At 61.2% G+C, this 24,023-nt stretch carries 25 protein-coding genes and 1 pseudogene; 13 read left to right on the plus strand and 13 right to left on the minus strand.

The window, feature by feature from the left end:
- Window positions 1-127 precede the first annotated feature (127 nt).
- Window positions 128-2,902: a TIGR02302 family protein gene (locus HB780_RS23205; protein WP_183697107.1), complete on the plus strand. Its 2,775-nt coding sequence runs from the start codon at window positions 128-130 to the stop codon at window positions 2,900-2,902.
- Window positions 2,903-2,954: 52 nt separating this feature from the next.
- Here HB780_RS23205 and HB780_RS23210 read toward each other — a convergent pair whose 3' ends face one another.
- The 3 genes from HB780_RS23210 to HB780_RS23220 form a co-directional block, all read right to left on the minus strand.
- Window positions 2,955-3,314, minus strand: a complete 360-nt coding sequence (locus tag HB780_RS23210; protein WP_183697110.1) for a response regulator — start codon at window positions 3,312-3,314, stop codon at window positions 2,955-2,957.
- A 180-nt stretch (window positions 3,315-3,494) separates the two neighbouring features.
- Window positions 3,495-4,043, minus strand: coding sequence for a hypoxanthine phosphoribosyltransferase (gene hpt / locus HB780_RS23215; RefSeq protein WP_183697113.1), 549 nt, complete (start codon window positions 4,041-4,043; stop codon window positions 3,495-3,497).
- A gap of 88 nt (window positions 4,044-4,131) precedes the next feature.
- On the minus strand, window positions 4,132-4,782 hold the full coding sequence (locus HB780_RS23220; RefSeq protein ID WP_183697116.1) for a hypothetical protein: 651 nt from the start codon (window positions 4,780-4,782) through the stop codon (window positions 4,132-4,134).
- 210 nt (window positions 4,783-4,992) lie between these two features.
- On the opposite strand from HB780_RS23220, the gene ftsE reads away from it, so the two are divergent.
- The 4 genes from ftsE (at window position 4,993) to HB780_RS23240 (ending at window position 8,382) form a co-directional block, all read left to right on the plus strand.
- Entirely contained in the window at window positions 4,993-5,652 is a 660-nt protein-coding gene (gene ftsE / locus HB780_RS23225) for a cell division ATP-binding protein FtsE (protein WP_007693621.1), read from the plus strand.
- Window positions 5,645-6,691, plus strand: a complete 1,047-nt coding sequence (locus tag HB780_RS23230; protein ID WP_435693919.1) for a cell division protein FtsX — start codon at window positions 5,645-5,647, stop codon at window positions 6,689-6,691. Before ftsE ends, HB780_RS23230 begins: the two co-directional genes overlap by 8 nt.
- Window positions 6,692-6,775: 84 nt before the next feature.
- Window positions 6,776-7,483: a YdcF family protein gene (locus tag HB780_RS23235; RefSeq protein WP_183697401.1), complete on the plus strand. Its 708-nt coding sequence runs from the start codon at window positions 6,776-6,778 to the stop codon at window positions 7,481-7,483.
- 98 nt (window positions 7,484-7,581) lie between these two features.
- A complete protein-coding gene (locus tag HB780_RS23240) occupies window positions 7,582-8,382 on the plus strand; it encodes a lysophospholipid acyltransferase family protein (protein WP_183689727.1) in 801 nt (266 codons plus the stop codon).
- Window positions 8,383-8,480: 98 nt separating this feature from the next.
- Here HB780_RS23240 and HB780_RS23245 read toward each other — a convergent pair whose 3' ends face one another.
- A complete protein-coding gene (locus HB780_RS23245) occupies window positions 8,481-9,014 on the minus strand; it encodes a gamma-glutamylcyclotransferase (protein WP_286203048.1) in 534 nt (177 codons plus the stop codon).
- Window positions 9,015-9,064: 50 nt separating this feature from the next.
- Between HB780_RS23245 and HB780_RS23250 the strand changes: the two genes are divergently transcribed.
- The gene (locus tag HB780_RS23250) at window positions 9,065-10,078 is read left to right on the plus strand and encodes a DUF2125 domain-containing protein (protein ID WP_183689729.1); all 1,014 of its coding nucleotides are present in this window, start codon (window positions 9,065-9,067) and stop codon (window positions 10,076-10,078) included.
- A 39-nt stretch (window positions 10,079-10,117) separates the two neighbouring features.
- On the opposite strand, the gene HB780_RS23255 is transcribed toward HB780_RS23250, so the two are convergent.
- From HB780_RS23255 to HB780_RS23265, 3 genes are all read right to left on the minus strand, one after another.
- Complete coding sequence (locus HB780_RS23255; protein ID WP_183689730.1) at window positions 10,118-11,047, minus strand: prephenate/arogenate dehydrogenase family protein; 930 nt, start codon at window positions 11,045-11,047, stop codon at window positions 10,118-10,120.
- Window positions 11,044-12,153: a histidinol-phosphate transaminase gene (gene hisC, locus HB780_RS23260; RefSeq protein ID WP_183689731.1), complete on the minus strand. Its 1,110-nt coding sequence runs from the start codon at window positions 12,151-12,153 to the stop codon at window positions 11,044-11,046. The genes HB780_RS23255 and hisC overlap by 4 nt, the downstream gene beginning before the upstream one ends.
- Window positions 12,154-12,256: 103 nt before the next feature.
- Window positions 12,257-13,036 (minus strand): class I SAM-dependent methyltransferase, encoded by a 780-nt coding sequence (locus tag HB780_RS23265; protein WP_183689732.1) that lies wholly within the window; start codon window positions 13,034-13,036, stop codon window positions 12,257-12,259.
- Between the two features lie 55 nt (window positions 13,037-13,091).
- Between HB780_RS23265 and gloB the strand changes: the two genes are divergently transcribed.
- The 4 genes from gloB (at window position 13,092) to HB780_RS33190 (ending at window position 15,580) form a co-directional block, all read left to right on the plus strand.
- Window positions 13,092-13,862 (plus strand): hydroxyacylglutathione hydrolase, encoded by a 771-nt coding sequence (gene gloB / locus HB780_RS23270; protein WP_183689733.1) that lies wholly within the window; start codon window positions 13,092-13,094, stop codon window positions 13,860-13,862.
- Window positions 13,862-14,290, plus strand: coding sequence for a cupin domain-containing protein (locus HB780_RS23275; RefSeq protein WP_183689734.1), 429 nt, complete (start codon window positions 13,862-13,864; stop codon window positions 14,288-14,290). The genes gloB and HB780_RS23275 overlap by 1 nt, the downstream gene beginning before the upstream one ends.
- Before the next feature lie 174 nt (window positions 14,291-14,464).
- Window positions 14,465-14,887 (plus strand): early set domain-containing protein, encoded by a 423-nt coding sequence (locus HB780_RS33185; RefSeq protein ID WP_286203049.1) that lies wholly within the window; start codon window positions 14,465-14,467, stop codon window positions 14,885-14,887.
- A 39-nt stretch (window positions 14,888-14,926) separates the two neighbouring features.
- Window positions 14,927-15,580, plus strand: a complete 654-nt coding sequence (locus HB780_RS33190; RefSeq protein WP_286203184.1) for an alpha/beta hydrolase — start codon at window positions 14,927-14,929, stop codon at window positions 15,578-15,580.
- Window positions 15,581-15,603: 23 nt separating this feature from the next.
- Here the strand turns inward: HB780_RS33190 and yddG are convergent, their stop codons facing one another.
- Both yddG and HB780_RS23290 read right to left on the minus strand, forming a co-directional pair.
- Complete coding sequence (gene yddG / locus HB780_RS23285) at window positions 15,604-16,509, minus strand: aromatic amino acid exporter YddG (RefSeq protein ID WP_183689735.1); 906 nt, start codon at window positions 16,507-16,509, stop codon at window positions 15,604-15,606.
- Window positions 16,510-16,557: 48 nt separating this feature from the next.
- On the minus strand, window positions 16,558-17,334 hold the full coding sequence (locus HB780_RS23290; protein ID WP_183697404.1) for a DUF3108 domain-containing protein: 777 nt from the start codon (window positions 17,332-17,334) through the stop codon (window positions 16,558-16,560).
- A gap of 237 nt (window positions 17,335-17,571) precedes the next feature.
- Between HB780_RS23290 and rpmB the strand changes: the two genes are divergently transcribed.
- Together rpmB and HB780_RS23300 are read left to right on the plus strand one after the other, a co-directional pair.
- Complete coding sequence (gene rpmB, locus HB780_RS23295; protein WP_183689736.1) at window positions 17,572-17,883, plus strand: 50S ribosomal protein L28; 312 nt, start codon at window positions 17,572-17,574, stop codon at window positions 17,881-17,883.
- Window positions 17,884-18,000: 117 nt separating this feature from the next.
- Window positions 18,001-18,639 carry a queuosine precursor transporter gene (locus tag HB780_RS23300; protein WP_183689737.1) on the plus strand — a complete coding sequence of 213 codons (639 nt, stop codon included), beginning with the start codon at window positions 18,001-18,003 and terminating at the stop codon, window positions 18,637-18,639.
- Between the two features lie 49 nt (window positions 18,640-18,688).
- Here HB780_RS23300 and HB780_RS23305 read toward each other — a convergent pair whose 3' ends face one another.
- The 4 genes and pseudogenes from HB780_RS23305 to HB780_RS23320 form a co-directional block, all read right to left on the minus strand.
- Window positions 18,689-19,705 (minus strand): esterase-like activity of phytase family protein, encoded by a 1,017-nt coding sequence (locus tag HB780_RS23305; protein ID WP_183689738.1) that lies wholly within the window; start codon window positions 19,703-19,705, stop codon window positions 18,689-18,691.
- An 86-nt stretch (window positions 19,706-19,791) separates the two neighbouring features.
- The gene (gene cobT / locus HB780_RS23310; protein ID WP_183689739.1) at window positions 19,792-21,690 is read right to left on the minus strand and encodes a cobaltochelatase subunit CobT; all 1,899 of its coding nucleotides are present in this window, start codon (window positions 21,688-21,690) and stop codon (window positions 19,792-19,794) included.
- A gap of 17 nt (window positions 21,691-21,707) precedes the next feature.
- Window positions 21,708-22,697, minus strand: a complete 990-nt coding sequence (gene cobS / locus HB780_RS23315; protein WP_183697408.1) for a cobaltochelatase subunit CobS — start codon at window positions 22,695-22,697, stop codon at window positions 21,708-21,710.
- A gap of 308 nt (window positions 22,698-23,005) precedes the next feature.
- Window positions 23,006-23,625 (minus strand): annotated as a pseudogene (locus HB780_RS23320) (J domain-containing protein).
- A gap of 106 nt (window positions 23,626-23,731) precedes the next feature.
- Here HB780_RS23320 and HB780_RS23325 point away from each other — a divergent pair.
- Complete coding sequence (locus tag HB780_RS23325) at window positions 23,732-24,019, plus strand: BolA family protein (protein WP_007690001.1); 288 nt, start codon at window positions 23,732-23,734, stop codon at window positions 24,017-24,019.
- Window positions 24,020-24,023: the final 4 nt, after the last annotated feature.

Here is a 24,023-nt window from a genome sequence, read left to right on the forward strand (position 1 = left end):
CACAAAGAATGTTATCTTTCCATAACAGGCGTCTCGCCGGGCGCTGTAAACCTGGGCGTGTGGGACGCCCCACCATTTCCAATGGGCAAATAGCCATCAACGTCAGATCGGGGAGAAAACCGGACCGATGACCAGCCCAAGCAACCCCAAGAAGGGCGCTTTCGCCAGCCGTCCGGCGCTGGCGCGGCTGGTTGCGGTCAAACGTCTTTTCGCACGGCTGGTGCTCGTCTCCGAGCAGATCCTGCCGCTGCTGCTGCTGCCTCTGTCGATCCTTGCCCTTTTCCTCTCGGCCGCCTGGTTCGGCATCTTCCGCATCGCGCCGGATATGCTGCGCGTTATCCTGCTGGCCGTTTTCACCATCGCCTTCGCCGCCGCCTGCTTCCCCTTCCGCCGCCTGCGCTGGCCAAGCGTTGGCGAAGCCGACCGGATGCTGGAGGAGCGCAACGGCCTCCCGCATCAGCCGGTTACCGTGCAGGAGGACGAACCGGCTTTCGACACGCCCTTTGCCCGGGCGCTGTGGCGGGAGCACCAGACCCGCATGGCGGCGCGCATCGCCGCCCTGGACGCCGGCTTCCCGCGCCCGGATATCGCCCGATACGACCGCTTTGCACTCCGCACCATTCCGGCGCTGCTGCTGGTGACGGCGTTCAGCTTCTCCATGTCCAATAGCGGCGGCTCTCTGAGCGATGCCTTCATCGCGCCCGCCATCACCTCGAACAATCCGGATGTCCGCGTCGACGCCTGGGTGACGCCGCCCTATTACACCGGCGAAGCACCGATCTATCTGACCGGCAATGCCGCCAAAACCAGCGACAGCGTCAACGTCCCGCAATTCTCCGAACTCACCGTGCGCGTCACCGGCGCCTCCACGGATGAGAAGGTGCTGTTCCAGGCCGCCGACAGCGACACCAGCTCCGAAATCCCCGAACAGGTCGCCGATGCTGACAAGCAGGCAGCGCCGGCAAATGGCAGCCCGACCGCCCCCACCGCCGCCCAGCCGGTCGCCAACACGGCCTCACCATCTGCGACCGGCGTGGAGGCGATGGTTGCCCGCACCCATGTGCAGAAACTCGAAAAAGGCGGCAAGCTGACGGTCAACGGCAAGTCCTGGTCTTTCGATGTCATCGTCGACAAGCCGCCGGAAATCACCTTCGACGGCATCCCGCACGCCACCTCCAACAGCTCGCTCGAAATCGGCTTCAAGGTGAAGGACGATTATGGCGTCGAGGAAGCGCGTGCCGAGATCGTGCCCGTCGATGCCGATGTCGAGGCCAAGCCACTCTATGGCCTACCGGAATACAAGCTGGAAATCCCGCGTCGCGACCGCCGTGACGGCAAGGGACTGACGAGCCGCGATCTGACGCAGGATGCGCTTGCCGGCAAAAAGGTGCACATCACTCTCGTCGCCCGCGACGGCGCCGGCCAGACCGGCCGTAGCGCGCCCTATGAGATGACGCTGCCCTCGCGCAATTTCAATCAGCCGCTTGCCGCAGCGGTCGCCGAGGAACGCCAGGTTTTCGCGCTCGATACCCGCAAGATGCCGGAGGCGATCGAGCTCAACAAGTCGCTGACGATCCGCCCGGACGAAACGATCCCCGATCTCGGCAACTACCTGCTGATCAAATCGGCGCTGACACGCATGAAGCTCGCCAGCGGCGACGCCGCGCTGAAGGATACTGCCGACTATCTCTGGCAGATCGCGCTCGGCATGGAAGACGCGCAACTGACCGATGCGGAGAAAGCCCTTCGCGATGCGCAGCAGAAGCTCTCCGATGCCCTCGAGCGCAATGCGCCCGACGCGGAAGTCAAGAAATTGATGGACGAGCTGCGCAAGGCGATGAACAATTATATGAAGGAGCTCGCCGAGCGCATGAAGAACATGCCGGCGCAGCCCAACCAGAAATCGGCCAATATCCTGCGCCAGCAGGATCTGCAGCGGATGATGGACCAGATCGAGAACCTCGCCCGCTCCGGCAACCGTCAGGCCGCCCAGCAGATGCTGTCCGAACTGCAGCAGATGATGAACAACCTCCAGGCGGGCAAGCCGCAGCGCGACCAGAACCAGCAGCAGGGCGAAGCAAACGACAAGATGCGCCAGCAGATGGACAAGCTCGGCCGCATCCTCCGCGACCAGCAAAAGCTGATGGAGCAAACCTTCAAGCTCGACCAGTCGATGCGCGACCGCATGCAGCGCGGCGATCCCAATGAAGACGGCGACGACGCGCTGAACCAGCCCATGCCGGGCCTGGACGATCTGCAACAACCGGACATGGGCCAGCAGGATCAGGGCCAACAGGATCAGCAGCAGGGCAAGAACCAGCAACAGCAAGGCCAGCAACCGGGTCAGAAACAGCAGGGCGACAACCCGGCGGACGGCATGACCGCCGACCAGTTGCGCGATGCGCTGAAGCAATTACGCCAGCAACAGGATGATCTCGGAAAACAGCTTGGCGAGCTGCAAAAGGAGCTCGGCTCCATGGGCATGAAGCCGAACCAGAATTATGGGAAGGCACAGCAGGAAATGAAGGGTGCGGCCGGCGAGCTCGGCCAAGGCAATGGCGAAACAGCCGTGCAGGGCCAGGGCCGTGCGCTGGACGCGCTGCGTAAGGGCACGCGCGACATGATGAACCAGCTCATGGCGCAGATGCAACAACAGCAGGGGCAAGGCCAGGGACAGCAGCAGGGGCCAGGCCAGGGTAATCAGAACGGCCGCGATCCGCTCGGCCGCTCTCGCGACAACGGCAACCCCTTCAACAATACCAACGATAATATGGTGCCAAAGATCATCGACGCACAGCGCGCCCGAGAAATTCTCGACGCCATCCGCGAGCGTCTCAGCAACAATCCGTCACTGTCCGACGAACGGAACTATCTGGAACGCCTGCTCGATATGAGGCAGTAAGCTCGAATCGCCTTCGCCATCATGGGCGAAGGCTCTCTTTCGATAAATCAGATCAAGCCGCCAGGGCGCGGGCGACCGCCTTGCGAATATCCGGCAGGGCGAAGGGCTTGGAGACGACATCGACGATCTTTTGCATGAGGTCATCGGCGCGCTCACGCTGCTCGGCATAGCCGGTCATCAGCAGGATCTTCATGCCGGGGTAGGTCGAGGCCGCCTGATGCGCCAATTCGATGCCATCCATCACCGGCATGCGGATATCGGAGAGCAGCAGGTCGTAGCCGCCCTGCTTCAGTTTTTCCAGACCTTCGGCACCGTCGGCCGCCTCTTCGGTCTCGTGGCCATCCAGGCGCAACGCCCGGGCGACAAAGGTGCGAAGAGAGTCCTCGTCTTCCGTAATCAGAATTCTTGCCATGGTCTATGCTCCGTGGTCCGTCATGTTCCGAGACCGAAATCACCAGAATTCCGTTTGCGATCGGTAAACGACGGAGGTGTGATCCTGTCCCGTGGTTAACGGTTCGTCATCGCTGGAGCATATTGGGACAGCTTGTCGGAGCGCCGGATTAACCCAAAATCGGCGCCCGATGCGCTAAAGCTATTCGTCGGCATCGCCGGTAACGACCCCTACGAAGGGCAATTCGCGGAAGGCATAGGCGACGTCCATGCCATAGCCGACAACGAAATAGTCGGGGCATTCGAAGCCGACATAATCAGCCTCCAGCTCTTCCTGACGCTTGACGCTCTTGTCGAGCAGCACGGCAAGTGAGACGTGGCGGGCGCCGCGCTCATAGAGCAATTCCTTGGCGAAACGCAGGGTCCGGCCGGATTCGAGGATATCGTCGACCAGCAGCACGTCACGATCCTTCACGTCGCTGTCGATGTCCTTGACGATGCGAACGCCCTGAGACGTCGTGCCCGCGCCATAGCTCGACAGCGTGATGAATTCGACTTCCGGTGCAAGCCCAGTATCATGCAGCGCACGCAGCAAGTCGGCCGCGAAAATGAACGAGCCCTTGAGGATGGCGATGACGAGGAGATCCTTCGTCGGTCCACTGGCGATCTGCAGCGCCAGAGCCTTGTTACGCTCGGCAATCTGCTCGGCGGTGAAAAGCGGCTCGATATTCTTCCCGCGTACGACAGGCATTGATAGGTATGCTCCATGGCTGTGCTGCGGCACTTGTCCGCTGATCAAGCCCTAGCCCGTAGCACAATCACGAGGGCCGACACACCCCCTAAGGCATGAAGGAAAGCCGAACATCCGGCGTTTTTCCACCGGGATGCTGCAATCTGGTGGAAAAGCCGCGGCTCTCACGCGGCCCGATGCGGTTCACGGGCGCGTTCACCACGACACTCGTCAGCAACTGATCGCCGGAGAAAATATCGGCGCGCACCGGCGGCACGGTCAGCGTGGCGCCTGTCTGGTTCTCGATGATGCCGTTGACGGTGATCACCCGCATGCCGTTTTCGTCGCGCGGCGTCAGCGTCACATGGGTAAATTGCAGCGGATCGGACGTTGCCTGCGCCGGGGAGCCGGACAATCCGGAGAAGCCGCCGGCAAGACCGAAAACCAGGGTCGCCAATGCCGCGATCAACGCCACGAAACTGCGCCGCGATGCCCGCTGCAGCCACCCCTCAGCAAGGCGGAAGCCGGTGATTGCACGAACGGGAATGCCGCTCGGAGCGGGCTGGGCCTGCGACCGTGTGCGAGTAGCCCTGTCAAAATTACTGTTGGCGCGGCCGGGAATGACGGTCACGAACTCGGCATCGACAATATCCGGCTTCGGCCCAAAGCGGTGCGCCGGCTGTAAAACCGATCCACGTTCTGGCGGAAGCAGGTCATAGACCAGCCCCGCCTGCTGCCGACGGTGGCGAAAAGCGCCCATGACGACCTCCCTTTCCGGTGATCCACATGGTTTCCACGCCCATCTGAATTCTGGGCATTGAAACGAATCCCGCCCAGTCGTAAATTTTAATGGTTAATGCTTCGCAAAGACGGCCATGAATGGGCCACCTTTCCAGCAAAATTTACTGTCCGTTAACGCTATTGGTTAACAAGTCGCTTGATTGAACACTGCGGAAGACTGGACTGCCTGTTGATCCATTTTGAGAACGTCGGTTTGCGCTATGGCATGGGTCCGGAAATCCTCCGCGACCTGACCTTCGACATTCCGAAGAAATCGTTCCAGTTCCTGACGGGCCCCTCCGGCGCCGGCAAGACGACCTTGCTGCGCCTGCTTTTCATGTCATTGCAGCCGACCCGCGGTCTGATCCGTATGTTCGATCGCGAGATTTCCTCGATCCCACGCAACGAGTTGCCGCTGCTACGCCGCCGCGTTGGTATCGTCTTCCAGGACTTCCGCCTGCTGGACCATCTGACGACCTATGAGAACGTCGCCCTGCCCCTGCGCGTGCGCGGCAAGGACGAAAGCTCCTATCGCAACGATGTGCTGGAATTGTTGAAATGGGTCGGTCTCGGCGAGCGCATCAATGTACTGCCGCCGGTGCTCTCGGGTGGAGAGAAACAGCGCGCCGCCATTGCCCGCGCACTGATCGACCGCCCGGAAATCCTGCTTGCCGACGAGCCGACCGGCAATGTCGATCCGCCGATGGCGCGGCGCCTGCTCAATCTGTTTCTCGAGCTCAATCGCCTCGGCACGGCCGTCGTCATCGCCACCCATGACCTCACACTGATGGATCAGGTCGAAGCCCGGCGCATGATCCTGTCGGGAGGGCATCTCGATATCTATGACTGAGCCCACACCCCGCAGGAGCCCTGCCAACGCAAGGGCTGCTGGCAACAAGGAAAGATCCCCGACCACCCCGCCCGAGAAGAGACGGCCGGAGATGCGCGTCCGCCCGACGGGGCCGATCGTGCCTTCCTCCAATATCCAGGGCAATGCTCTGATTGTCGTGATCGCCATCATGGCGTTCCTCGCCTGCCTGACGCTCGGCGCCGTCAGCATGGTGCGCTCGACAGCGGCAAGCTGGGAAAGCCAGATTGCCCGCGAGATCACCATCCAGATCAAGCCCGATGACAATCTCGACATGGACAAGGCGCTCGCCAGCGCCCGCGATATCGCGCTTAGCTTCGTCGGCACGAAGAACGGGCAGATCGTCGACGAGGCGGCCACCGCCCGCCTGCTCGAACCCTGGCTCGGCTCCGGCCTCGACTTTAAGGAACTGCCCATCCCGCGCTTGGTGATCATCACCATCGACGAGACGCACCCACCGGATTTCGAGGCGATGCGCGGTCTCCTCAAGGGCGAGATTCCGCAGGCGACGCTGGATGATCATCGCACCTGGGTCGACCGCTTGGTCTCGATGGCACACACCACCGTCCTCATCGGCACCGGCGTCCTGCTGCTGGTCTTCACCGCCATGGTGCTGACCGTGGTCTTCGCCACCCGCGGCGCGCGCTCGGGCAACCGCCACATTGTCGAAGTGCTGCATTTCGTCGGCGCCGAGAGCACCTTTGTCGCCACCGAGTTCCAGAAGCATTTCCTGAAGATCAGCCTGAAGGGCTCGGCCGCCGGCAGCGCGCTTGCCGCCCTGTTCTTCGCCACCGCCGGTCTTCTGCAAAGAAGCACGATCGCCACCCCGCAGACCGACCAGGCGACCGCCCTCTTCGGCACGTTTTCGGTCGGCACTCTCGGCTACCTCGGCATTCTCGCGACCATGCTCATCATCGCTTTGCTCACCACGGTCACGGCTCGCTTCACCGTCATGCGCACGATCGACGAGATCGATTTGGTTCGTTCCGACCCAGGAAGGACCGAAAATGTACAGAATTGACGGTTTGCTAACTATTTTTTATGTTTCCATGGCCCGTTCCTTGCCGCATTTCGCGTATAATAACGAATCATGAGCATGGACCTGATGACTCGCAAGGCTGTGAGTTCTCAATCGTTGTGGGAGCGCTTCCACAGCGACAGGCCTGTGCGGCGCAGTTTCTTCCGCCGTTTTCTGCGCTGGGGCGGCTTCGCCTTCGTCTTCCTCGTCGCCATCGTTTTCGGCGGCTTCCTGCATTTTGCCGATTCGATCGCCACGTTGAGGCCGCCGCTGGAGCCGAAGGCGGATGCGATTATCGTCCTGACCGGCGGCTACCAGCGCATAGACCAGGCCGTGGAGCTGCTGCGCACCGGCGCCGGCAACCGGCTCTTGATCTCCGGCGCGCATCCGACGACCACGCCGTCGCAAATCCGCAAGCTGACGCAGAGCCCCGCCAACCTCTTCAATTGCTGCGTCGATATCGGCTATGACGCCATCGACACCATCGGCAATGCCCGCGAGGCAGCAAAGTGGATCCACGCTAGAGGTTACAAAAGCATCTTGGTGGTGACCAACAATTATCATATGCCACGCAGCCTGGCCGAGCTGAAATATGTCGATCCGGGTACGGACTTCATTCCCTATCCGGTGGTCAATTCCGACCTCAAGACAAAGAACTGGTTCACGGATCCCAACGCGTTGCGCACCATGATCTATGAATACGCCAAGGTTCTTCTCGCCGGCGCCCGCAACGTCACCGGTCTCGGACGCCCGCTCGGCCTGCGCTCGCAGGAACAAAGCGACGATCCGGACTGAGATGTCGGCTGGCACGCGGGCCGACTTTTTATTGACAGCGTAATCGTGTAGGCAAGGCTTCGGATGCTGGCGCAAGCTGGCGTATTGGGAAAGCCTTGATGATCACCCTGCGTTCGATCCTGTTCAATATCGCCTTCTATGCCAATCTGATCATTCGCATGATCGTACTCACGCCGATCTATTTCCTGATGCCGCGCAAGGCCGCCTATGCGATCCCCAAGGCCTGGGCGAAATCCAGCGTCTGGCTGATGGAAAAGATCGTCGGCACCACCTTCGAGATCGAAGGCCTGGAGAACATCCCCAAGGGTAGCTTCATCTTCGCGCCGAAGCACCAGTCCTTCTGGGACACCTTCGCGCTGCTGCCCTATCTCGATGATCCCGTCTACATTCTGAAGCGCGAGCTGATGTGGATTCCGCTGTTTGGCTGGTATGCAAAGAAGCAACGCATGATCCCGGTCGATCGCAGCGCCCGCGGCAAGGTGATGTTCGACGTGATGAAACGCACGCGCGAAGAGCTCTCCACCGGCCGCCAGCTGATCATCTATCCCGAGGGAACCCGCCGCCCGCCGGGCGCCGAGCCGGTCTACAAATACGGCATCGCCCGCATGTATCGTGACCTGGATATTCCGGTCGTCGCGGTCGCCATGCATCCCGGCCTGTTCTGGCCGCGCCGCACCTTCCGCAAATATCCGGGCCACTTCAAGGTCCGCATCCTGCCGCCGATCCAGCCGGGCATGGACCCAGATGCCTTCTTCGAGCGGCTGGTTCAGGAAACGGAAAAGGCAAGCGACGAGCTGCTGGTGGAAACCATCGCCACCAACCCGGGTCTGCCCGTGCCGCCGACCGCCGCGCAGCGCCTAGCGGACATCGGCAAGGCCAAGGTGGCGACAGCGGTTTAAAGCAATTCCAGGAAAAGTGCGCAGCGGTTTTCCGTCCGGAATCGCGTCAAAACAATGGGATAGAGCGGTGAAGCGATTCCGTGAAGCGCTGAAACGCTCTAGGAGGCTTCCCGCATCCGCTCGATCTCGCCAGCGACCTGCTCCAACCATTGATCGCGAATACCCATCTCGCGCAGATGCGCCAGCGTATTGAAGACGTAGGCATCGTTCGGTCCGGACTGGCCGACCGCCGATTCGACGATATGAGCAGCCTCGATGGCGTCCAGCCCGCCGGCATATTGCCGGTGGTCGCGGTCGACAATATAGGCGACGGCGGTCACCCGCCGGCCATCGCCAAGGCGGATCGCCAACGTCTTTTCCAGATAAACATGGGTGACCAGCTCGCGCTCGCGCAGATAGGTCAGCACCTCGTCCCATTCGGCGGCAGCCACGCGAAAGGCCATGCCGCGGCAGGAACCGCCGCGATCGAGGCCCAGCACCAGGCCGGGGCTCGCTTCCGTACCGCGATGAACCCAGGAATGGACACAAAGGGAGCGGCGATAGCCGAAAATCAGCGCCTCTGATTTTTCGACATGACTAAACCCCGGATTCCACATGAGCGATCCGTAGCCAAATACCCAAAATTCGTCCATATCCAACGCCAAATCATTGTGACCACATCGGTTTAACATTGGAGAACAACATGGCAGCGTCAAGCCAGAGCGTCACATCCGGCAGAAGCAAACGCATTTGGTTTATCGGGCTGGGGCTGATCGTGATCCTTGCCGGGCTTTACACCGGCGGCTGGTACTATGCGACGACGATGGTGAAGGCGAACGTGCTCAAGGCGCTCGGCCAGCAGAACGACACCGGCATTTCAGGCGAATGCGCCGACATGGCCTTCAGCGGCTTTCCCTTCTCGATCGGTCTCTCCTGCTCCAAGGTAAGCGTCGACAACCAGACCAGAGGCGTTTCCACAGCCTTCGGCAATCTCCAAGCCTCGGCGCCGGTCTATCAGCCGAACCATATCGCCTGGACGTTGAAATCGCCGACGGAATTGCGCACCGCGCAAGGCCTGAGCGTGTCGGCAGAATGGACCGATCTGCAATCCAATCTCGTCGCCAAGGGTCGCGGCATCGAACAGAGCCAGACCGTCATCGACGGACTGAAGGCCGGCATCGTCTCCTCCTCCACCGGCCAGAGCGCCGATGTAACCGCCGATCATACCGAGATGCATGCGCGCCAGAATGGCGAGGATCTGGAGCTGGCGATCGGCATCGAAAACGCCAACGCCACCATCAAGGATTTCCCGCAGGTTCTGCCGACGGCCTCCACAAGTGCCAATATTACGCTCACCGGCAAGGCTGGCATGCTCGACGGCAGCGACAGCAACGGTCTTCATGGTGCCGCCGGCGTGCTGCATCAGGCCGTCATCGATATCGGCGATGGCCGCGTCATGACCCTCTCCGGGCCGTTCAATTTCGATGATCAGGGCCTGCTGTCCGGCCAATTCAAGCTGGAGATCAATCAGATCGGCCCCTGGGGCGACAGCCTGAAGGCAACGATCCCCGCCGCCAAGAATATCGTCAACACCGCCACCAAGCTGCTGAAGGCGCTCGCCAGCGGCAGCGATAAGGTCTCCGTCGACCTCACCGCCGATCGCGGTCGCCTCTCCCTCAGCGGCTTCATCCCGCTCGGGAAGATCCCGCCGATTTGAGGATCAACGCCTTCTCCTCAAGGGGAGAAGGCAAAACCGCTACTTCTTCGCATCCAGCGCATGACGTCCAAAGTCCGGCGTATCAACATCCTGGCCGGCCTCAACGATCGAGCGGCGGATGGCGCGGGTGCGGCTGAAGAGTTCGAATATCTTGTCGCCCTCGCCCCAACGGATCGCCCGCTGCAGCGAGGAGAGATCTTCCGAGAAGCGCGACAGCATTTCCAGAATGGCATCGCGATTGTGCAGGCAGATATCGCGCCACATGGTCGGATCGGAGGCGGCCAGTCGCGTGAAGTCGCGGAAGCCGGAGGCGGAATATTTGATCACTTCCGATTCCGTCACCGTCTCCAGATCATCCGCCGTGCCGACGATGTTGTAGGCGATGAGATGCGGCAGATGCGAAACGATCGCCAGCACCTTGTCGTGATGGGCGGCATCCATTTCGTCGACGCGCGAGCCGAGGCTTTCCCAGAAATGGCGAAGCCTCTTGATCGCCTGTTCATCCGTGCCAGGAATCGGCGTGAAGATGCACCAGCGGCCTTCGAACAGGCCGGCAAAACCGGCGTCGGGCCCGGATTTTTCCGTGCCCGCAATGGGATGGCCAGGAATGAAATGCACATTGCCGGGCATATGCGGCTGCATTTGCGCGATGACTGAGGCCTTGGTCGAGCCGACATCGGTGACGATGGCGCCGGGCTTCAGATGCGCGGCAATCTCCTTGGCGACGCTTTCGGACGCACCGACCGGCACGGAGACGATGACGAGATCGGCGTCCTTGACCGCCTCAGCCGACGACGGCGTGTAGCGGTCACCGAGCTTCAGCTCCTCTGCGCGCTTCAGCGTCTCGACGCTGCGCGTCGAGATCACCACTTCCTTGGCAAGGCCGAGGCGCTTGATATCATGGGCTATCGAAGAGCCGATCAGCCCGATGCCGATCAGCGCGATCCGGTCGAACTGAACGCTGCTCATGCCTTGCGACCCATAAATTCGGTCAGCGTGTCGATGACGCCGAGATTGGCCTCTTCCGTACCGATGCTGATGCGCAACGAGTTCGGGAAGCCGTAAGACCGCACCGCGCGTACGATATAGCCGCGGCTGGTGAGGAAGTCGTCAGCCTCGATGGCGCTCTTGCCCTCAGCATCGGGGAAGTGGATGAGAACGAAGTTGGCGACCGACGGCGTCACCTTGAGGCCGATGGCTTCGAGCGCCTGCGTTACCTTGCCGATCCACAGCATATTGAATGCCACGGCCTTTTCCGTGAACGCCTGATCGCGAACGGCGGCGGCCCCCGCGGCAATGGCGCCAGCATTCATGTTGAACGGACCCCGTACACGGTTCAGCGCATCGATGATCTCGGCAGGTGCGTAAACCCAGCCAACACGCAGCGCTGCCAGACCGTAGACCTTGGAGAAGGTGCGGGTCATGACGACATTGGGGTTGGCGGAAACGAGCTCGAGGCCGGCCTCGTAGTCGTTGCGGCGCACATATTCGGCATAGGCGGCATCGAGCACGAGGATGACATGCTTCGGCAAGCTCGCCTGCAAGCGACGAATTTCGCTGACCGGGACATAGGTGCCGGTCGGATTGCCCGGATTGGCAATGAAGACCATCTTGGTCTTCTCGGTGACGGCGGCGAGGATAGCATCGATATCGACCGTGCAGTCCTTTTCCTTCACGGTGACCGGGGTCGCGCCAGCGGCCTGAATCTGGATCTTGTAGACCAGGAAACCATGCTCGGTGATGACGGCTTCATCGCCCGTACCGAGATAGACATGGCAGAGCAGGCCGAGCAGCTCGTCGGAACCGTTGCCGCAGAGGATGTTGGCCGGGTTCAGCCCATGCACGTCGGCGATCGCCTGGCGCAATTCCTTGGCCTGCCCGTCCGGATAGCGCTCCAGATTCGTCGCCGTTTCCCGGAAGGCCTCGATGGCCTTGGGGCTGGCGCCGAGCGGCGTCTCGTTCGAGGAGAGCTTGAACACCCGCGCCACGCCCGGCGCATGCTCCTTGCCCGGCACATAGGCAGCGATATCGAGAATGCCAGGACGCGGGACGGGCTTGCTCATTTCCATGCTCATGGGATCGACCTTGGGAAGCGCCGGAAAAGACCGGCTTTAAACACCCCGTCGCATTAAAGCGGATTGACGAATTTGTCGAGTGTTTGCGCGGCGGGAGATGGCGTCACACGCCGTCGCGCGTCGTCGGTATGCCGCGCGGCGCCAGCACCGGCACGAAGACGCGGCGCGAGGCGCGGACCGCAACCGGCAGGCCCTGATAGAGCCGCTTCTGTGCCTCGACGATGATAACACCGGAAAAGGCCGGCCAAAGCGTGCGTCCGACCCGCTCGAAAGCGCGCCGGAGGCTCAGGACCGTACGCAGCTTCGAGGGCGGAAAGAGCAGCGCCTCGGCTGTCGCCCCAGGTGTGAAATTGGTCTCGCGCAGCAACGAGGTGAGCTGGCCGCGCGAATAGGGCCGACCGGAGCCAAAGGGCGTGTGCTCCATGCGCGCCCAGACGCCCCTGCGGTTCGGTACGACGATGACCAGTCGGCCGCCGGGCGCCAGTACCCGCCACAATTCCTTCAGCGTCTCGCGCGGGCTCTCGGCGAATTCCAGCGAATGCACCATTAGCACTCGGTCGATGGAACTATCGGGTAGCGGCAATTCCTCGTCGAAGATCAGCGCCGTCGTCGACGAAGAATCCATCGGCCAGTTCACTGCCCCCTGCCCCGCCGGCATGAAGGCGAAGGTCCGCTCGGTGTCGGCGCGGAAGCGGTCGAGATAGGGAACGGCATAGCCAAGACCGACAAGGCGCTCTTCCGGCAGGCGCGCCCAGATCGAGGATAGTGCCATGGTAATAGACTGCTCCGCCAAGCGCCCGAGCTCGGAATGATAGAATTGGCGGAGGTCGACGATATCGGCGTGCATCGTCTCAAATGTTATCAGTCGCCCGTTGGACTTCAAGGCCGAACCACCTACATTTCGAATCAACCCCCGTGAAATGAGGACGATTTCGACCATGAAACCTTTGGAATTAGAGGTATTTATCTGCCGCTCCGACAACTATGGCGTCCTGGTCCATGATCCCGAGACCGGTTATACGGCATCGATCGACGCGCCCGAGGCCGGTCCCATCCTGGCGGCTGCCAAGCGCCGCGGCTGGACGATAACTCACATCTTCACCACCCATCACCACACCGATCATGTCGACGCCAATCTGGCGTTGAAGGAACAATTCGCCTGCGAGATCATCGGCCCGACCGGTGAAGCCGTCGCCATTCCCGGCCTCGACCGCGCCTATGGCGACGGCGATAGCTTCGAGTTCGGCGAACACACGGTCAACGTCATCGAGACACCAGGCCACACCGCCGGCCATATCTGCTACCACTTCGTCGATGACAAGCTGCTGTTTGCCGCCGACACGCTGTTCGCGCTTGGCTGCGGCCGGCTGTTCGAGCGCCCGGCAACGGACATGTGGGCGTCATTGCAGAAACTTGCCGTGCTGCCGGACGAGACGGCGATCTATTTCGGTCACGAATATACCCTGTCCAACGCCCGTTTCGCGCTGACGATCGACCCCGACAATGAACGGCTGAAAACTCGCGTCGCGGATATCGAGGCGCTGCGGGCCGAAGGCAAATTCACCATTCCAACGACGCTGGCGCTGGAGAAGGAAACCAACCCCTTCCTGCGCGCCACCGATCCGTCGATCCGTCGACACCTCCTGATGGAAAGCCGCAGCAACGAAGAAGTTTTTGCCGAAATCCGCAAGCGCAAGGACAATTTCTGATGCGGCCGCAAGAGATCATCGACGCGCTGTCCATGCAGCCGCATCCGGAAGGTGGCTGGTATGTTCAGACATTCCGGGACGATCACGGCGGTGCGCGCGGCCATTCCACCGCGATCTACTACCTGCTGCAGGCGGGCGAACGCTCGCATTGGCATCGGGTGCACGATGCCGCCGAGGTCTGGCACTATTATGCCGGGGCGCCTCTGGCCCTGCATCGCTCCGCCGATGGCAAGGCGAGCGAGACGATCGTCCTCGGCCTCGACCTTCTGAAGGGCGAGCGCCCGCAGGCGATCATTCCCGCCGACTGGTGGCAGTCCGCCGAAAGCCTCGGCGACTTCACCCTGGTCGGCTGCACCGTCGCGCCGGGTTTTGAATTTTCCAGTTTCGAGATGGCACCTCCGGATTGGAAGCCTGAGGCGGCCGGCTGAATATTTGATCATTCATTGACGCGACAAGCGGCCTGGGGCGGCCACGTGCATCTGCCGCCTTGAAAAACCTTCGCACTGTGTCAGCTTTACACCGGGAGAGAGACTATTGATTCATTCGGAGGAGGTTTTCTGGTGCGTTTGTTATTTCCCTTATTCGTCGTGGCAGGCTGCGTCATGAGTGTTCCAGTCCTGGCCCTTGACGCCCCCGCCACACCGCCGGCGGATCGGCCGCTGAAAGACTTCGTCACATCGGTGGAAAAGGACGGATCGATCACCTTCCGTCTTTACGCGCCCTCGGCCAAGGCCGTTGCCGTCGTTCTCGGCTCGCGCGATCCAATCGTGCTGCAACGTAGTGACGACGGCGTGTGGAGCGCCAAGAGCGAGCCGCTGAAACCCAATCTGTACGAATATTATTTCAACATCGACGGCTTCCGCAGCATCGACACCGGCGCCAATGCGCCCAAGCCGCAGCGGCAGGTGAATACCAGCCTTATCCTGGTGCCCGGCGGCATCCTCGACACCCGCAACGTTGCGCATGGCGACCTCAGGCTGGTGACGCTGCATTCCAAGGCGCTGAATTCCGAGCGGCAGATGTAAGTCTACACACCGCCCGGCTACACCGACGCCTCGAAGCCGCTGCCGGTCGTCTACCTCTATCACGGCTTCGGCGACACGGTCGGCTCCTGGGTAACGCAGGGCCGCGCACCGCAGATCCTCGATAATCTTCTGGCGGAAAAGAAGATCGAACCGATGATCGTCGTCATCCCCGATACGGAAACCGACATACCGGACGCGATCGCCGAGAACTTCCCCGGCGCCGACCGCCGCAAGAATTTCTATCCGATCAATGCGGACGCGGCCGACCGGGAGCTGACCCAGGACCTCATCCCCTACATGAAAAAACACTATCGGGTGCGCGACAATGCCGATGGGCGTGCGGTCGTGGGCCTGTCGCAGGGCGGATATCAGGCGCTTGTCTCCGGCCTCTCGCATCTCGGCACCTTCGGCTGGGTTGCGACCTTCAGCGGCGTCTCCACCACCACCGTGCCGAACAAGGCGGTCGACGCCGCGCTGAACGATCCCGACAAGATCAACAAGGCGCTGCGCGGCTTCACGGTAACGGTCGGATCGAAGGACCAGGTCACCGGCAAGGACATTGCCGGCCTCAAGGCGACACTCGACGAAAAGAAGATCGCCCACGACTACCACGAATATCCGGACCTCCAGCATGAGATGGACGTCTGGCGGCCGTCGCTAGTCGCGTTTCTGGAAAAAGCCTTCAAGAAATAACAAGTCGGCTTCGGGCGTATGAACTACGCCCGTTCCGCCGCTTCCGCCTGCGCCGCCCCACCACTATTGCGGCGCAGGATCATCCGGTGCGCGGCCAGAACCGCGCCGCCGGTAACCAGCAGGCAGGCAAGCGCGATACCCCAGCTCGGTTCGGCAAAGCCGAAAAGGATTAGGATCAGCGTCGATAGCAGCGGTGCTGCATAGCTCGCAGCACCGAGAATCTGGATATCGCCGTTCTTGACGCCGTAATCCCAGGCATAGAAGGCGGCCCCCACCGGAAAGAACCCGAGCCCCAGCACCGCTGCCCACTGCGATGCCGTGTCCGGCCAGATCGTGTCCTCCAGGCCGAGATGGCAGACCAGGGAAAGGGCAGAGGTCGCCATGCAGAAGATGGTGACGACATCTGTCGATACCGCATCGAAGCGGCGGGTGATCAGCGAATAGCCGGACCAGGTGAAAGCGCAGAGGAAGGCAGCGCCATAGCCGATCGCATAGGCGCCCTCGAAGTGAAATCCGTTACGGCCGACGATCAGCACCGTACCGGCAAGCCCCATCAGCGCCCCGACCATATGATACCAGCGCAGCCGCTCACCCGGCAGCAACGTCGAACCGACAACGAGCAAGAGAGGCCAGAGATTGGCGATCAGTCCAGCTTCGACCGGAGGCGCCCGGCGCAATGCCGTGAAATAGAGGAAATGATAGCCGAACAACCCGGCGATACCGATGATCCAAACCTTGGCCGGCTGGCGCAGCAGGCGCAGGCGTTCAGGCTTCAACGCGAGAACGACGATACCGGGGATGCTGCCGATGGCGAAACAGATGGCGAGCAGCTGGAACGGCGGCATCTTGCCGGACGCAACCGTCAAGAGCGCCAGAAACGACCACATCACAATAGCCGTGAAACCCGTCAATGTCGCGCGAAACGTCAACTCTGCCCCCGGTCCGTTGCCGCGGGCATCTCCGCCGCGAAAACTCGCTTAACTGCCGTATTTCACGGCGGTGATCGTCACGGTCCCATATTGCGTCGGGATGCGGACGTAGACGGGAGCATATACATTCATGACCTCGGCCTTGGCAAACCAGATCTCCATGGCGTCGCTCTTGGCGAGATAGACATAATCCTTGCGCGTCGACTTATAACCGCTCTTCGGCGTGAAACGGACACCGCAGGCGATCGTCTTGCCCTTGAAACCCTCCGTCGAGAACGGATGCGATCCCTTCGGCGACAGTTTCAGATCCATCCGCATCTCGCCATCGAAGACGGACAGCGTCTGATTGCACAAATTGAGATTGGGGGTCGCGGGGAAAATCATGCCGGAAATCGGGTCAAGAACCGATTTCAGATCGCCGCCGCCGAGCGGAATCCAGCTCGCCGGCCGATTCGGCTCCGGCGTGATCGTGTTCGAAGTCACATTACCGTCGGTATAGGCGACGTCATAGGTGCGTTCCCGTTTGCCGCTCTTGTAGTAGAGCGTGTAATGCGTCGCCTGCAGCTTGTTGTCGCCGACAACACCGGTCACGTCGGTTCTCGCATCGATCGAGGTGACGAGATTGGCAAGACCCGATGAGGTGATATCACCCCGGATGGTGAACTGCTTGTCCTTGACCTCGGTCTTGAAGTCCGCCCTTGCGATCGGAAGACCGGCAAGCGAGACGCGGTATTGGGTTTCATGCCGCACCGGATCAGCCGACGCCGCCAAGGGCATCGACGCCATCAACGCCGAAACAAGGAACCACTTCCGAAAACAAACCATCACCGAAGCCTTCAACAAAGAGCAGGCAACATATATAGGCGCTTTGTGCGCTTGCTGCGACCATCAGAAAACAACAGCTTTTTGACGGAATTGCGGGAAAGCTCAAGGTTTGGCTTGACGCGGACAGCTGCTCTGACTATAGAACCGCAACTTTCCAATTATGGCCTGTTGGATTGCGTGCTGGGTTTTGCCTGGAACGACTTTTCAATGGCCAAGAAAAACAAAAGTAGGTGTTCCATGTCCCGCATGTGCGAATTGACCGGCAAGGCCGTCCTCGTGGGCAACAATGTCAGCCACGCCAACAACAAGACCAAGCGTCGGTTCCTTCCGAACCTCTGCCAGGTCACGTTGATTTCTGACGTTCTTGGCCAGCGTTATCGTCTGCGCGTTTCCGCTGCAGGCCTCCGTTCGGTCGAGCATCGCGGCGGTCTCGACGCTTTCCTTCTGAAGGCCAGCGAAACCGAACTCAGCCAGCGTGCCCGCTTGCTGCGTCGCCAGATCATCAAGAAGACCGCCGAAGCCGCTGTTGCTGCTGCTGTAGCCGCCTAAGCTTCTGCACTTCTGACTATCATACGGGCTGAGAGGCTTGCACGGATCATCTCCGGGCAAGCCTTTTCCCATGTCCGGTTTTTCACTCCAACTGGTGGCATCTCCCAGGATAAAAAAATGCTTATGAAATCACGTTATACCCTTGCCTATGTTCTGCTGATGACGCTCGTCGTCGTCGCCTCGAACATCCTCGTGCAATATCCGCTGCAGGCGACGCTCGCCGGCATCAATCTTGCCGACATCCTGACCTGGGGTGCTTTCACTTATCCCGTCGCTTTCCTGATCACCGACCTCACCAATCGTCAGTTCGGCCCGAAGGCTGCACGTAGGGTGGTGTTCGCCGGCTTCGTCGTCGGTGTCGCGCTCTCCTTCGTCACCGCCCAGCCGCGCATCGCGATCGCTTCCGGCTCGGCCTATCTCGCCGGTCAGCTCCTCGACATCTCCGTGTTCAACCGCCTGCGCCGCATGGCCTGGTGGCGCGCACCGCTGTTCGGCTCGCTGGTCGGCTCGCTGCTCGACACCCTGATCTTCTTTTCCTTCGCCTTTGCGCCATTCTTCGTCTTCTTCGGCCCGAACGATCCCTTCGCCATCGACTGGGCGCCGATCCTCGGCGTGTTTTCCACGTCGGCTCCGCGCTGGATTTCCTGGGCGATCGGCGATTTCTCAGCGAAAATGACGGTCGGCCTCGTCATGCTGCTGCCCTACGGCGCACTGATGAACCTGCTGAAGCCGGCCCCGCAGGTGCCGACGGCGTAAGCAACTGCCACGACAAATCCATGGAAGCCCGCGCAAGTCGCGGGCTTTTTCAATTCTGGCTGACCAGCCTTTCGTCGCGGAGGCGGAATTCCAGCATCAGGCCGCGCTGCAGGATCGAATGATTGTCGTCGGAGACCATGATCAGATGGATCGTGCCGTCGGCCGCGCGGAAGGCGTCCAGCCCTTCCATATTGTCGATCTGGTAGCTGGAATTCGCCTCGAAGATGACCGCGCCATCCACGACCGCGCCCGGCCTGATATCCGCCCCTGCGATGCGGCGGATGCGCATGCCGATGCCATGCGCCAGATCGAAGCGTCGCTCCAGGAGCAGCAGGTCGCCATCCGGCAGAAACACGCCGTCGCTTGCGTCGAAATCGTCGCTATGCCTTACCGTGAATCGGCCCTTCAGCGGCCCGTCCAGGATCGCCGCCAGCATGTTTCCCTGAGCGTCCAGACTGTCTTCCGCGACGATCACCGTAGCACCCGAAAGCGGGCTCGATTGCGGCGCGATCATCAAGGCTTCCAGACTGCGGTTGGCGCGCAATTCCTTTCGCGGGATCAGGATCGGAATGGAGCCATCGGGCGGTGATGTCTCGAAGCCGGGGTCCGGATAGGTATCGACCCGGTGATATTGCTCATAGCTGACGAGCACATGGTCGCCCTTGAGCACCAGTCCCTCCGCATCCATCGCGCTCTTGCCGGTATCCGTCTCGCCAAGACGATCGAGCATCGGCATGATCCGCACATCGGCGATGCCCTTCAGCCTCCCCTCCCCGTCACGCTCGACGGTTCCGGTCAGCCAGTGGCCGGTATCCAGCACCGAGACGAAACGACGCTGGTCCGGGCGGAAGCGGATAGCGGAAATGGCACCGAAGAGGGGATTGGCGGAGCTGAGTTCCACTCCACCCAGGAATTCGAGCGCCCCGAACCGTGTCAGTCCAGAACCGGGTTTGAATGCGGAAATCGCCGTCGCATGGATGTCCGCCACCCCGCCTTCCGGCGTGTCCATGGCGGCACAGCCGGCGAGCAGCATCACGAGCATGGTCGCGCGGCAGAAGCGTTTCATGGGCTCTCACGGGGCCTGTGGGATCAGGACGGCAGTAGCACGAACACCGGCCCGAACGGCCGATGCTGGGGACAAGCCTAAGGCGGTCAGCTTGCGCGGCGCATACGCGAGCGCGGCAAGGTCGACTGATCTTCGAACAGCGAAGCAAGCTGCTCGGTCATGGCGCCAGCCAGCTCGTCTGCGTCGACAATGGTCACGGCACGGCGATAGTAGCGCGTGACATCATGGCCGATGCCGATCGCCAAGAGTTCCACCGGCGAGCGCGTCTCGATCTGCTCGATCACGGCACGCAGGTGCCGCTCCAGATAGTTGCCTGGATTGACCGACAGCGTCGAATCGTCGACCGGCGCGCCATCCGAGATCATCATCAGGATGCGGCGCTGCTCACGGCGGCCGAGCAGGCGGTTATGCGCCCAGATCAGCGCCTCGCCGTCGATATTTTCCTTGAGCAACCCCTCGCGCATCATCAGTCCGAGATTGGTGCGCGACCGGCGATAGGGTTCGTCAGCGGATTTGTAGATGATGTGGCGCAGGTCGTTGAGGCGGCCTGGCGTCTGCGGCTTGCCACCGGCGAGCCATTTTTCGCGCGCCTGCCCGCCCTTCCAAGCCTTGGTGGTGAAGCCGAGGATCTCGACCTTGACGCCGCAACGCTCCAGCGTGCGCGCCAGAATATCGGCACAGGAGGCGGCAACCGTGATCGGCCGGCCGCGCATCGAACCCGAATTGTCGATCAGCAGCGTCACGACCGTATCGCGGAACTGCGTGTCCCGCTCCATCTTGAAAGACAGCGCCTGCGTCGGGTCGATGATCAGGCGTGTCAGACGCGCCGGATCAAGATAACCCTCTTCCAGGTCGAAATCCCAGGAGCGGTTCTGTTGCGCCATAAGCCGGCGCTGCAAGCGGTTTGCGAGCCGCCCGACCGCGCCCTGCAGATGTGCGAGCTGCTTGTCGAGGAAGGCGCGCAGGCGCTCGAGTTCCGCCGTATCGCAGAGTTCCGACGCCGTCGTGGTCTCGTCGTATTCCTCGGTGAAGACGTGGTAGTCGACCTTTTCGTTGAAGTCGGCAAAGGGCGTGTTCGGACGGCGGGTTTCGCCCGGCGTCTCCGAATCCTCTTCGCCCTCTTCGCTCATGTCGTCGTCGGAAATTTCGGCGCCGTCCATCTCGCCGTCATCCATCTGCTCGTCGGAGGCTTCGCTGTCCTCGGCGGGCGCGGAGTCGGAGCCATCGTCGCTCTCGACATCCTGATCGTCCTGATCCTCGCCGCTCGGCTTGTCCTCGTCGGCGGACTCCTCGTCGGAATCCGGCTCCATCTCCTGATCGCCGTATTCCTCGGCCATTTCCATGGCCGTCAGCATGTTGCGGACCACACGGGCAAAGCTCTGCTGGTCGTTGATGCTGGAGGTGAGATTGTCGAGTTCGCCGCCGGTCTTTTCCTCAATGAAGGACCGCCAGAGATCGAGAACCTTGCCAGCACTTTCCGGCGGCTTCTGACCGGTCAGCTTCTCCCGCACGATCATCGCCATCGCTTCGCCGATCGGCGCATCCTCCTGCCGCTCGATACCGGAGAAATTCGCCTTGGCGTATTTTTCCGAATTCATCGAGCCGATGTTGGAGGCCACGCCGCTCATGCGCAGCGAGCCGATCGATTCGACACGCGCCTGCTCGACGGCATCGAAGATGGAACGGGCATCGGCGCCCTGCGGCGCCATGGTGGCGTGCACGCGGGCATCATGGCAGGCAAGCCTGAGCGCCATCGAATCGCCGAGGCCGCGCGTCACCGCCAGCTCATGCGCCGTCGGCCGCTTCGAAAGCTCCGGCAGGCGAATGCGCTCGCCGGTCATTCCCGGACGCTCGTTGGCGAAGGCGACCTCGACCTCGGCATCGCCGGCGATCGAGCGCACGCAGCCGGTGATCGCCCGACGCAACGGCTCCATGTCGACCGGGCCACTCGGCTTCGCTTTGGAATTGTCTCCGCGACCTGACATGACTTGTCGGTTCTTCCTTAGGCTTCGAGCACGATGTTGGCAGCACTTTCCTTCAGCTCTATGCCGAAGGCGCGCTGATAATGCTCGGCGACCAGCGGCCGCTCCAGCTCATCGCACTTATTGAGGAAGGTGACACGGAAGGCAAAGGCGATATCGCCGAAGATTTCCGCATTTTCCGCCCAGGTGATGACCGTACGCGGGCTCATGACAGTCGACAAATCGCCGTTCATGAAGGCGGCGCGGGTCAGATCGGCGACGCGAACCATCTTGGATACGGTATCGCGGCCCTTCTCCGTGCGGAAGGACTTCACCTTGGCGAGCACGATGTTGACTTCGTTCTCGTGCGGCAAATAGTTCAGCGTCGTAACGATCGACCAACGGTCCATCTGCGCCTGGTTGATCTGCTGCGTGCCGTGATAAAGCCCGGTCGTGTCGCCAAGGCCGATGGTATTGGCGGTCGCGAACAGACGGAAGGCCGGGTGCGGGCGGATGACGCGGCTCTGGTCGAGCAGCGTCAGGCGACCGGAGGATTCCAGCACGCGCTGGATGACGAACATCACGTCCGGACGGCCGGCATCATATTCGTCGAAGACGAGCGCGACATTGTGCTGATAGGCCCAGGGCAGGATGCCATCCTTGAACTCGGTGATCTGCAGCCCGTCCTTGACGACGATCGCGTCCTTACCGACGAGGTCGATACGGCTGACATGGCTGTCGAGGTTAATACGCACGCAGGGCCAGTTGAGGCGGGCGGCGACCTGCTCGATATGCGAGGACTTGCCCGTGCCGTGGTAGCCCGAAATCATCACGCGGCGGTTATGGGCAAAGCCGGCGAGGATGGCGAGCGTCGTCTCGCGGTCGAAGAGATAGTCGGTGTCGAGATCAGGCACATAGGCGCCGCCCTTGCTGTAGGCCGGAACGCGAATATCGGAATCGATGCCAAAGACGTCACGGACCGAAACGGTGGTGTCGGGAGTCTCGGAAATATCAAGGTCAATCTTGCTCATCATGTCTCCAAGGCGGGTGACTGTCACCCAGCCATATCAATCTCAGCCATTTGTATCATGACGCCGCAGTTTATTGCCCGCATCCGTCTGGTCGGAACATCGGCGATACTTCTCCGGGACTGAAGCGAAACCTCGATGCGATGAAATGATCGCTTGCGAGCATTCATGAACAGAGTCCCGGACAAGAAACGCCGCGTCCGGAAAGTCGGCCGAGGTGCAGCCAGCCAAATGCGCACCCTGCCGCAGTTGCCCACGGCCTCAGCCGATTTGGACCATACCTGATTGAAGACGGAGAGCAAGGACAGGAATTAACAAAAACCGTTCTGTTTCAATAATTGATATGCCTGGATGACTGCGCGGAAGCGCTCCTCCGATCCGCGGTCGCCACCATTGGCGTCCGGATGGTGTTTTTTCACTAGCTCCTTGTAGCGGCTCTTGATTTCCGTCGGGGTGGCATTGGCGCCCAGACCAAACGTATCGAAGGCCTTTGCCTCCAGTGTCTTCAGCTTGCGCTGCTCCGGAAAGCGTGGCCCGCTGCCACGGCCGTGGCCATCCTTGACGAAGCCGAAGGGATCGCGAACCCGGGTATAGGCGCCGGAGCGGACCTCCGATTGCAAGGGGCTGTTCTTTGCCGCCTTGTTGACGCCGACGGTCCAGGTCGGACGATGGCCGGTGATCGCTTCCTTCTGGTAACGCGCGATTTCGCCGTCCGAAAGGCCGGAGAAATAATTATAGCCCTTGTTGTAGTCCTTGACGTGCTCGAAGCAGAACAAAAAGAACTGCCCTTCCGCATTGCGCCCGACCGGAGCGCGATGCGTACCCTTTTGTCGCAGCCGTCCCACTGGCATGTCGGCGGCGCCTGTTCGGGCTCCGGCTCGCGTCTGCGGCGGGTTCGAATACGATCGAAATATTTTGAATCAAGTTTCATGACGCCCTAATTATGAGGCCTCGATTACCCCACAACAAGAATTGACAAATGGGAATGTTATAGGCTTTGTGGGAACCTTTTTCGCGAACGAGGACATGGCGGGAATATGGAAACGACGCTTCAATCCCGCATTGAAAAAAAGCTCACCGACGCCTTCGCGCCCGAGCGTCTCGCGGTCATCAACGAAAGCCACATGCACGCCGGCCACCAGCCCGACATGACCGGAACCGGCGAGACTCATATAAGAGTTCGCATTGTCTCCGCCAAGTTCGCCGGCATGCCGCGCCTTGCCCGCCACAGGGCGATCAACGAGCTTCTGAAGCCGGAGCTGGATGCAGGGCTGCATGCGCTCGCCGTGGAACCGGCAGCGCCCGGAGAGGCTGTGCGGTGGTAACGAG

This window comes from Rhizobium lusitanum (genome assembly GCF_014189535.1).
GTDB classification, from domain to species: domain Bacteria; phylum Pseudomonadota; class Alphaproteobacteria; order Rhizobiales; family Rhizobiaceae; genus Rhizobium; species Rhizobium lusitanum_C.

Excerpts from the sequence above, each read along its gene's own strand:
- HB780_RS23300 (WP_183689737.1), top strand. The coding sequence starts at position 18,001 with ATGCTTATGAAATCACGTTATACCCTTGCCTATGTTCTGCTGATGACG.
- HB780_RS23210 (WP_183697110.1), bottom strand. The coding sequence starts at position 3,314 with ATGGCAAGAATTCTGATTACGGAAGACGAGGACTCTCTTCGCACCTTT.
- HB780_RS23305 (WP_183689738.1), bottom strand. The coding sequence starts at position 19,705 with ATGAAACGCTTCTGCCGCGCGACCATGCTCGTGATGCTGCTCGCCGGC.
- HB780_RS33185 (WP_286203049.1), top strand. The coding sequence starts at position 14,465 with ATGAGTGTTCCAGTCCTGGCCCTTGACGCCCCCGCCACACCGCCGGCG.
- hpt (WP_183697113.1), bottom strand. The coding sequence starts at position 4,043 with ATGCCTGTCGTACGCGGGAAGAATATCGAGCCGCTTTTCACCGCCGAG.
- HB780_RS23220 (WP_183697116.1), bottom strand. The coding sequence starts at position 4,782 with ATGGGCGCTTTTCGCCACCGTCGGCAGCAGGCGGGGCTGGTCTATGAC.
- HB780_RS23240 (WP_183689727.1), top strand. The coding sequence starts at position 7,582 with ATGATCACCCTGCGTTCGATCCTGTTCAATATCGCCTTCTATGCCAAT.
- cobT (WP_183689739.1), bottom strand. The coding sequence starts at position 21,690 with ATGTCAGGTCGCGGAGACAATTCCAAAGCGAAGCCGAGTGGCCCGGTC.
- HB780_RS23275 (WP_183689734.1), top strand. The coding sequence starts at position 13,862 with ATGCGGCCGCAAGAGATCATCGACGCGCTGTCCATGCAGCCGCATCCG.
- HB780_RS23250 (WP_183689729.1), top strand. The coding sequence starts at position 9,065 with ATGGCAGCGTCAAGCCAGAGCGTCACATCCGGCAGAAGCAAACGCATT.
- HB780_RS23205 (WP_183697107.1), top strand. The coding sequence starts at position 128 with ATGACCAGCCCAAGCAACCCCAAGAAGGGCGCTTTCGCCAGCCGTCCG.
- cobS (WP_183697408.1), bottom strand. The coding sequence starts at position 22,697 with ATGAGCAAGATTGACCTTGATATTTCCGAGACTCCCGACACCACCGTT.
- HB780_RS23325 (WP_007690001.1), top strand. The coding sequence starts at position 23,732 with ATGGAAACGACGCTTCAATCCCGCATTGAAAAAAAGCTCACCGACGCC.
- HB780_RS23230 (WP_435693919.1), top strand. The coding sequence starts at position 5,645 with ATGACTGAGCCCACACCCCGCAGGAGCCCTGCCAACGCAAGGGCTGCT.
- gloB (WP_183689733.1), top strand. The coding sequence starts at position 13,092 with ATGAAACCTTTGGAATTAGAGGTATTTATCTGCCGCTCCGACAACTAT.
- hisC (WP_183689731.1), bottom strand. The coding sequence starts at position 12,153 with ATGAGCATGGAAATGAGCAAGCCCGTCCCGCGTCCTGGCATTCTCGAT.
- HB780_RS23255 (WP_183689730.1), bottom strand. The coding sequence starts at position 11,047 with ATGAGCAGCGTTCAGTTCGACCGGATCGCGCTGATCGGCATCGGGCTG.
- HB780_RS23235 (WP_183697401.1), top strand. The coding sequence starts at position 6,776 with ATGACTCGCAAGGCTGTGAGTTCTCAATCGTTGTGGGAGCGCTTCCAC.
- HB780_RS23290 (WP_183697404.1), bottom strand. The coding sequence starts at position 17,334 with ATGGTTTGTTTTCGGAAGTGGTTCCTTGTTTCGGCGTTGATGGCGTCG.
- HB780_RS23245 (WP_286203048.1), bottom strand. The coding sequence starts at position 9,014 with ATGGACGAATTTTGGGTATTTGGCTACGGATCGCTCATGTGGAATCCG.
- rpmB (WP_183689736.1), top strand. The coding sequence starts at position 17,572 with ATGTCCCGCATGTGCGAATTGACCGGCAAGGCCGTCCTCGTGGGCAAC.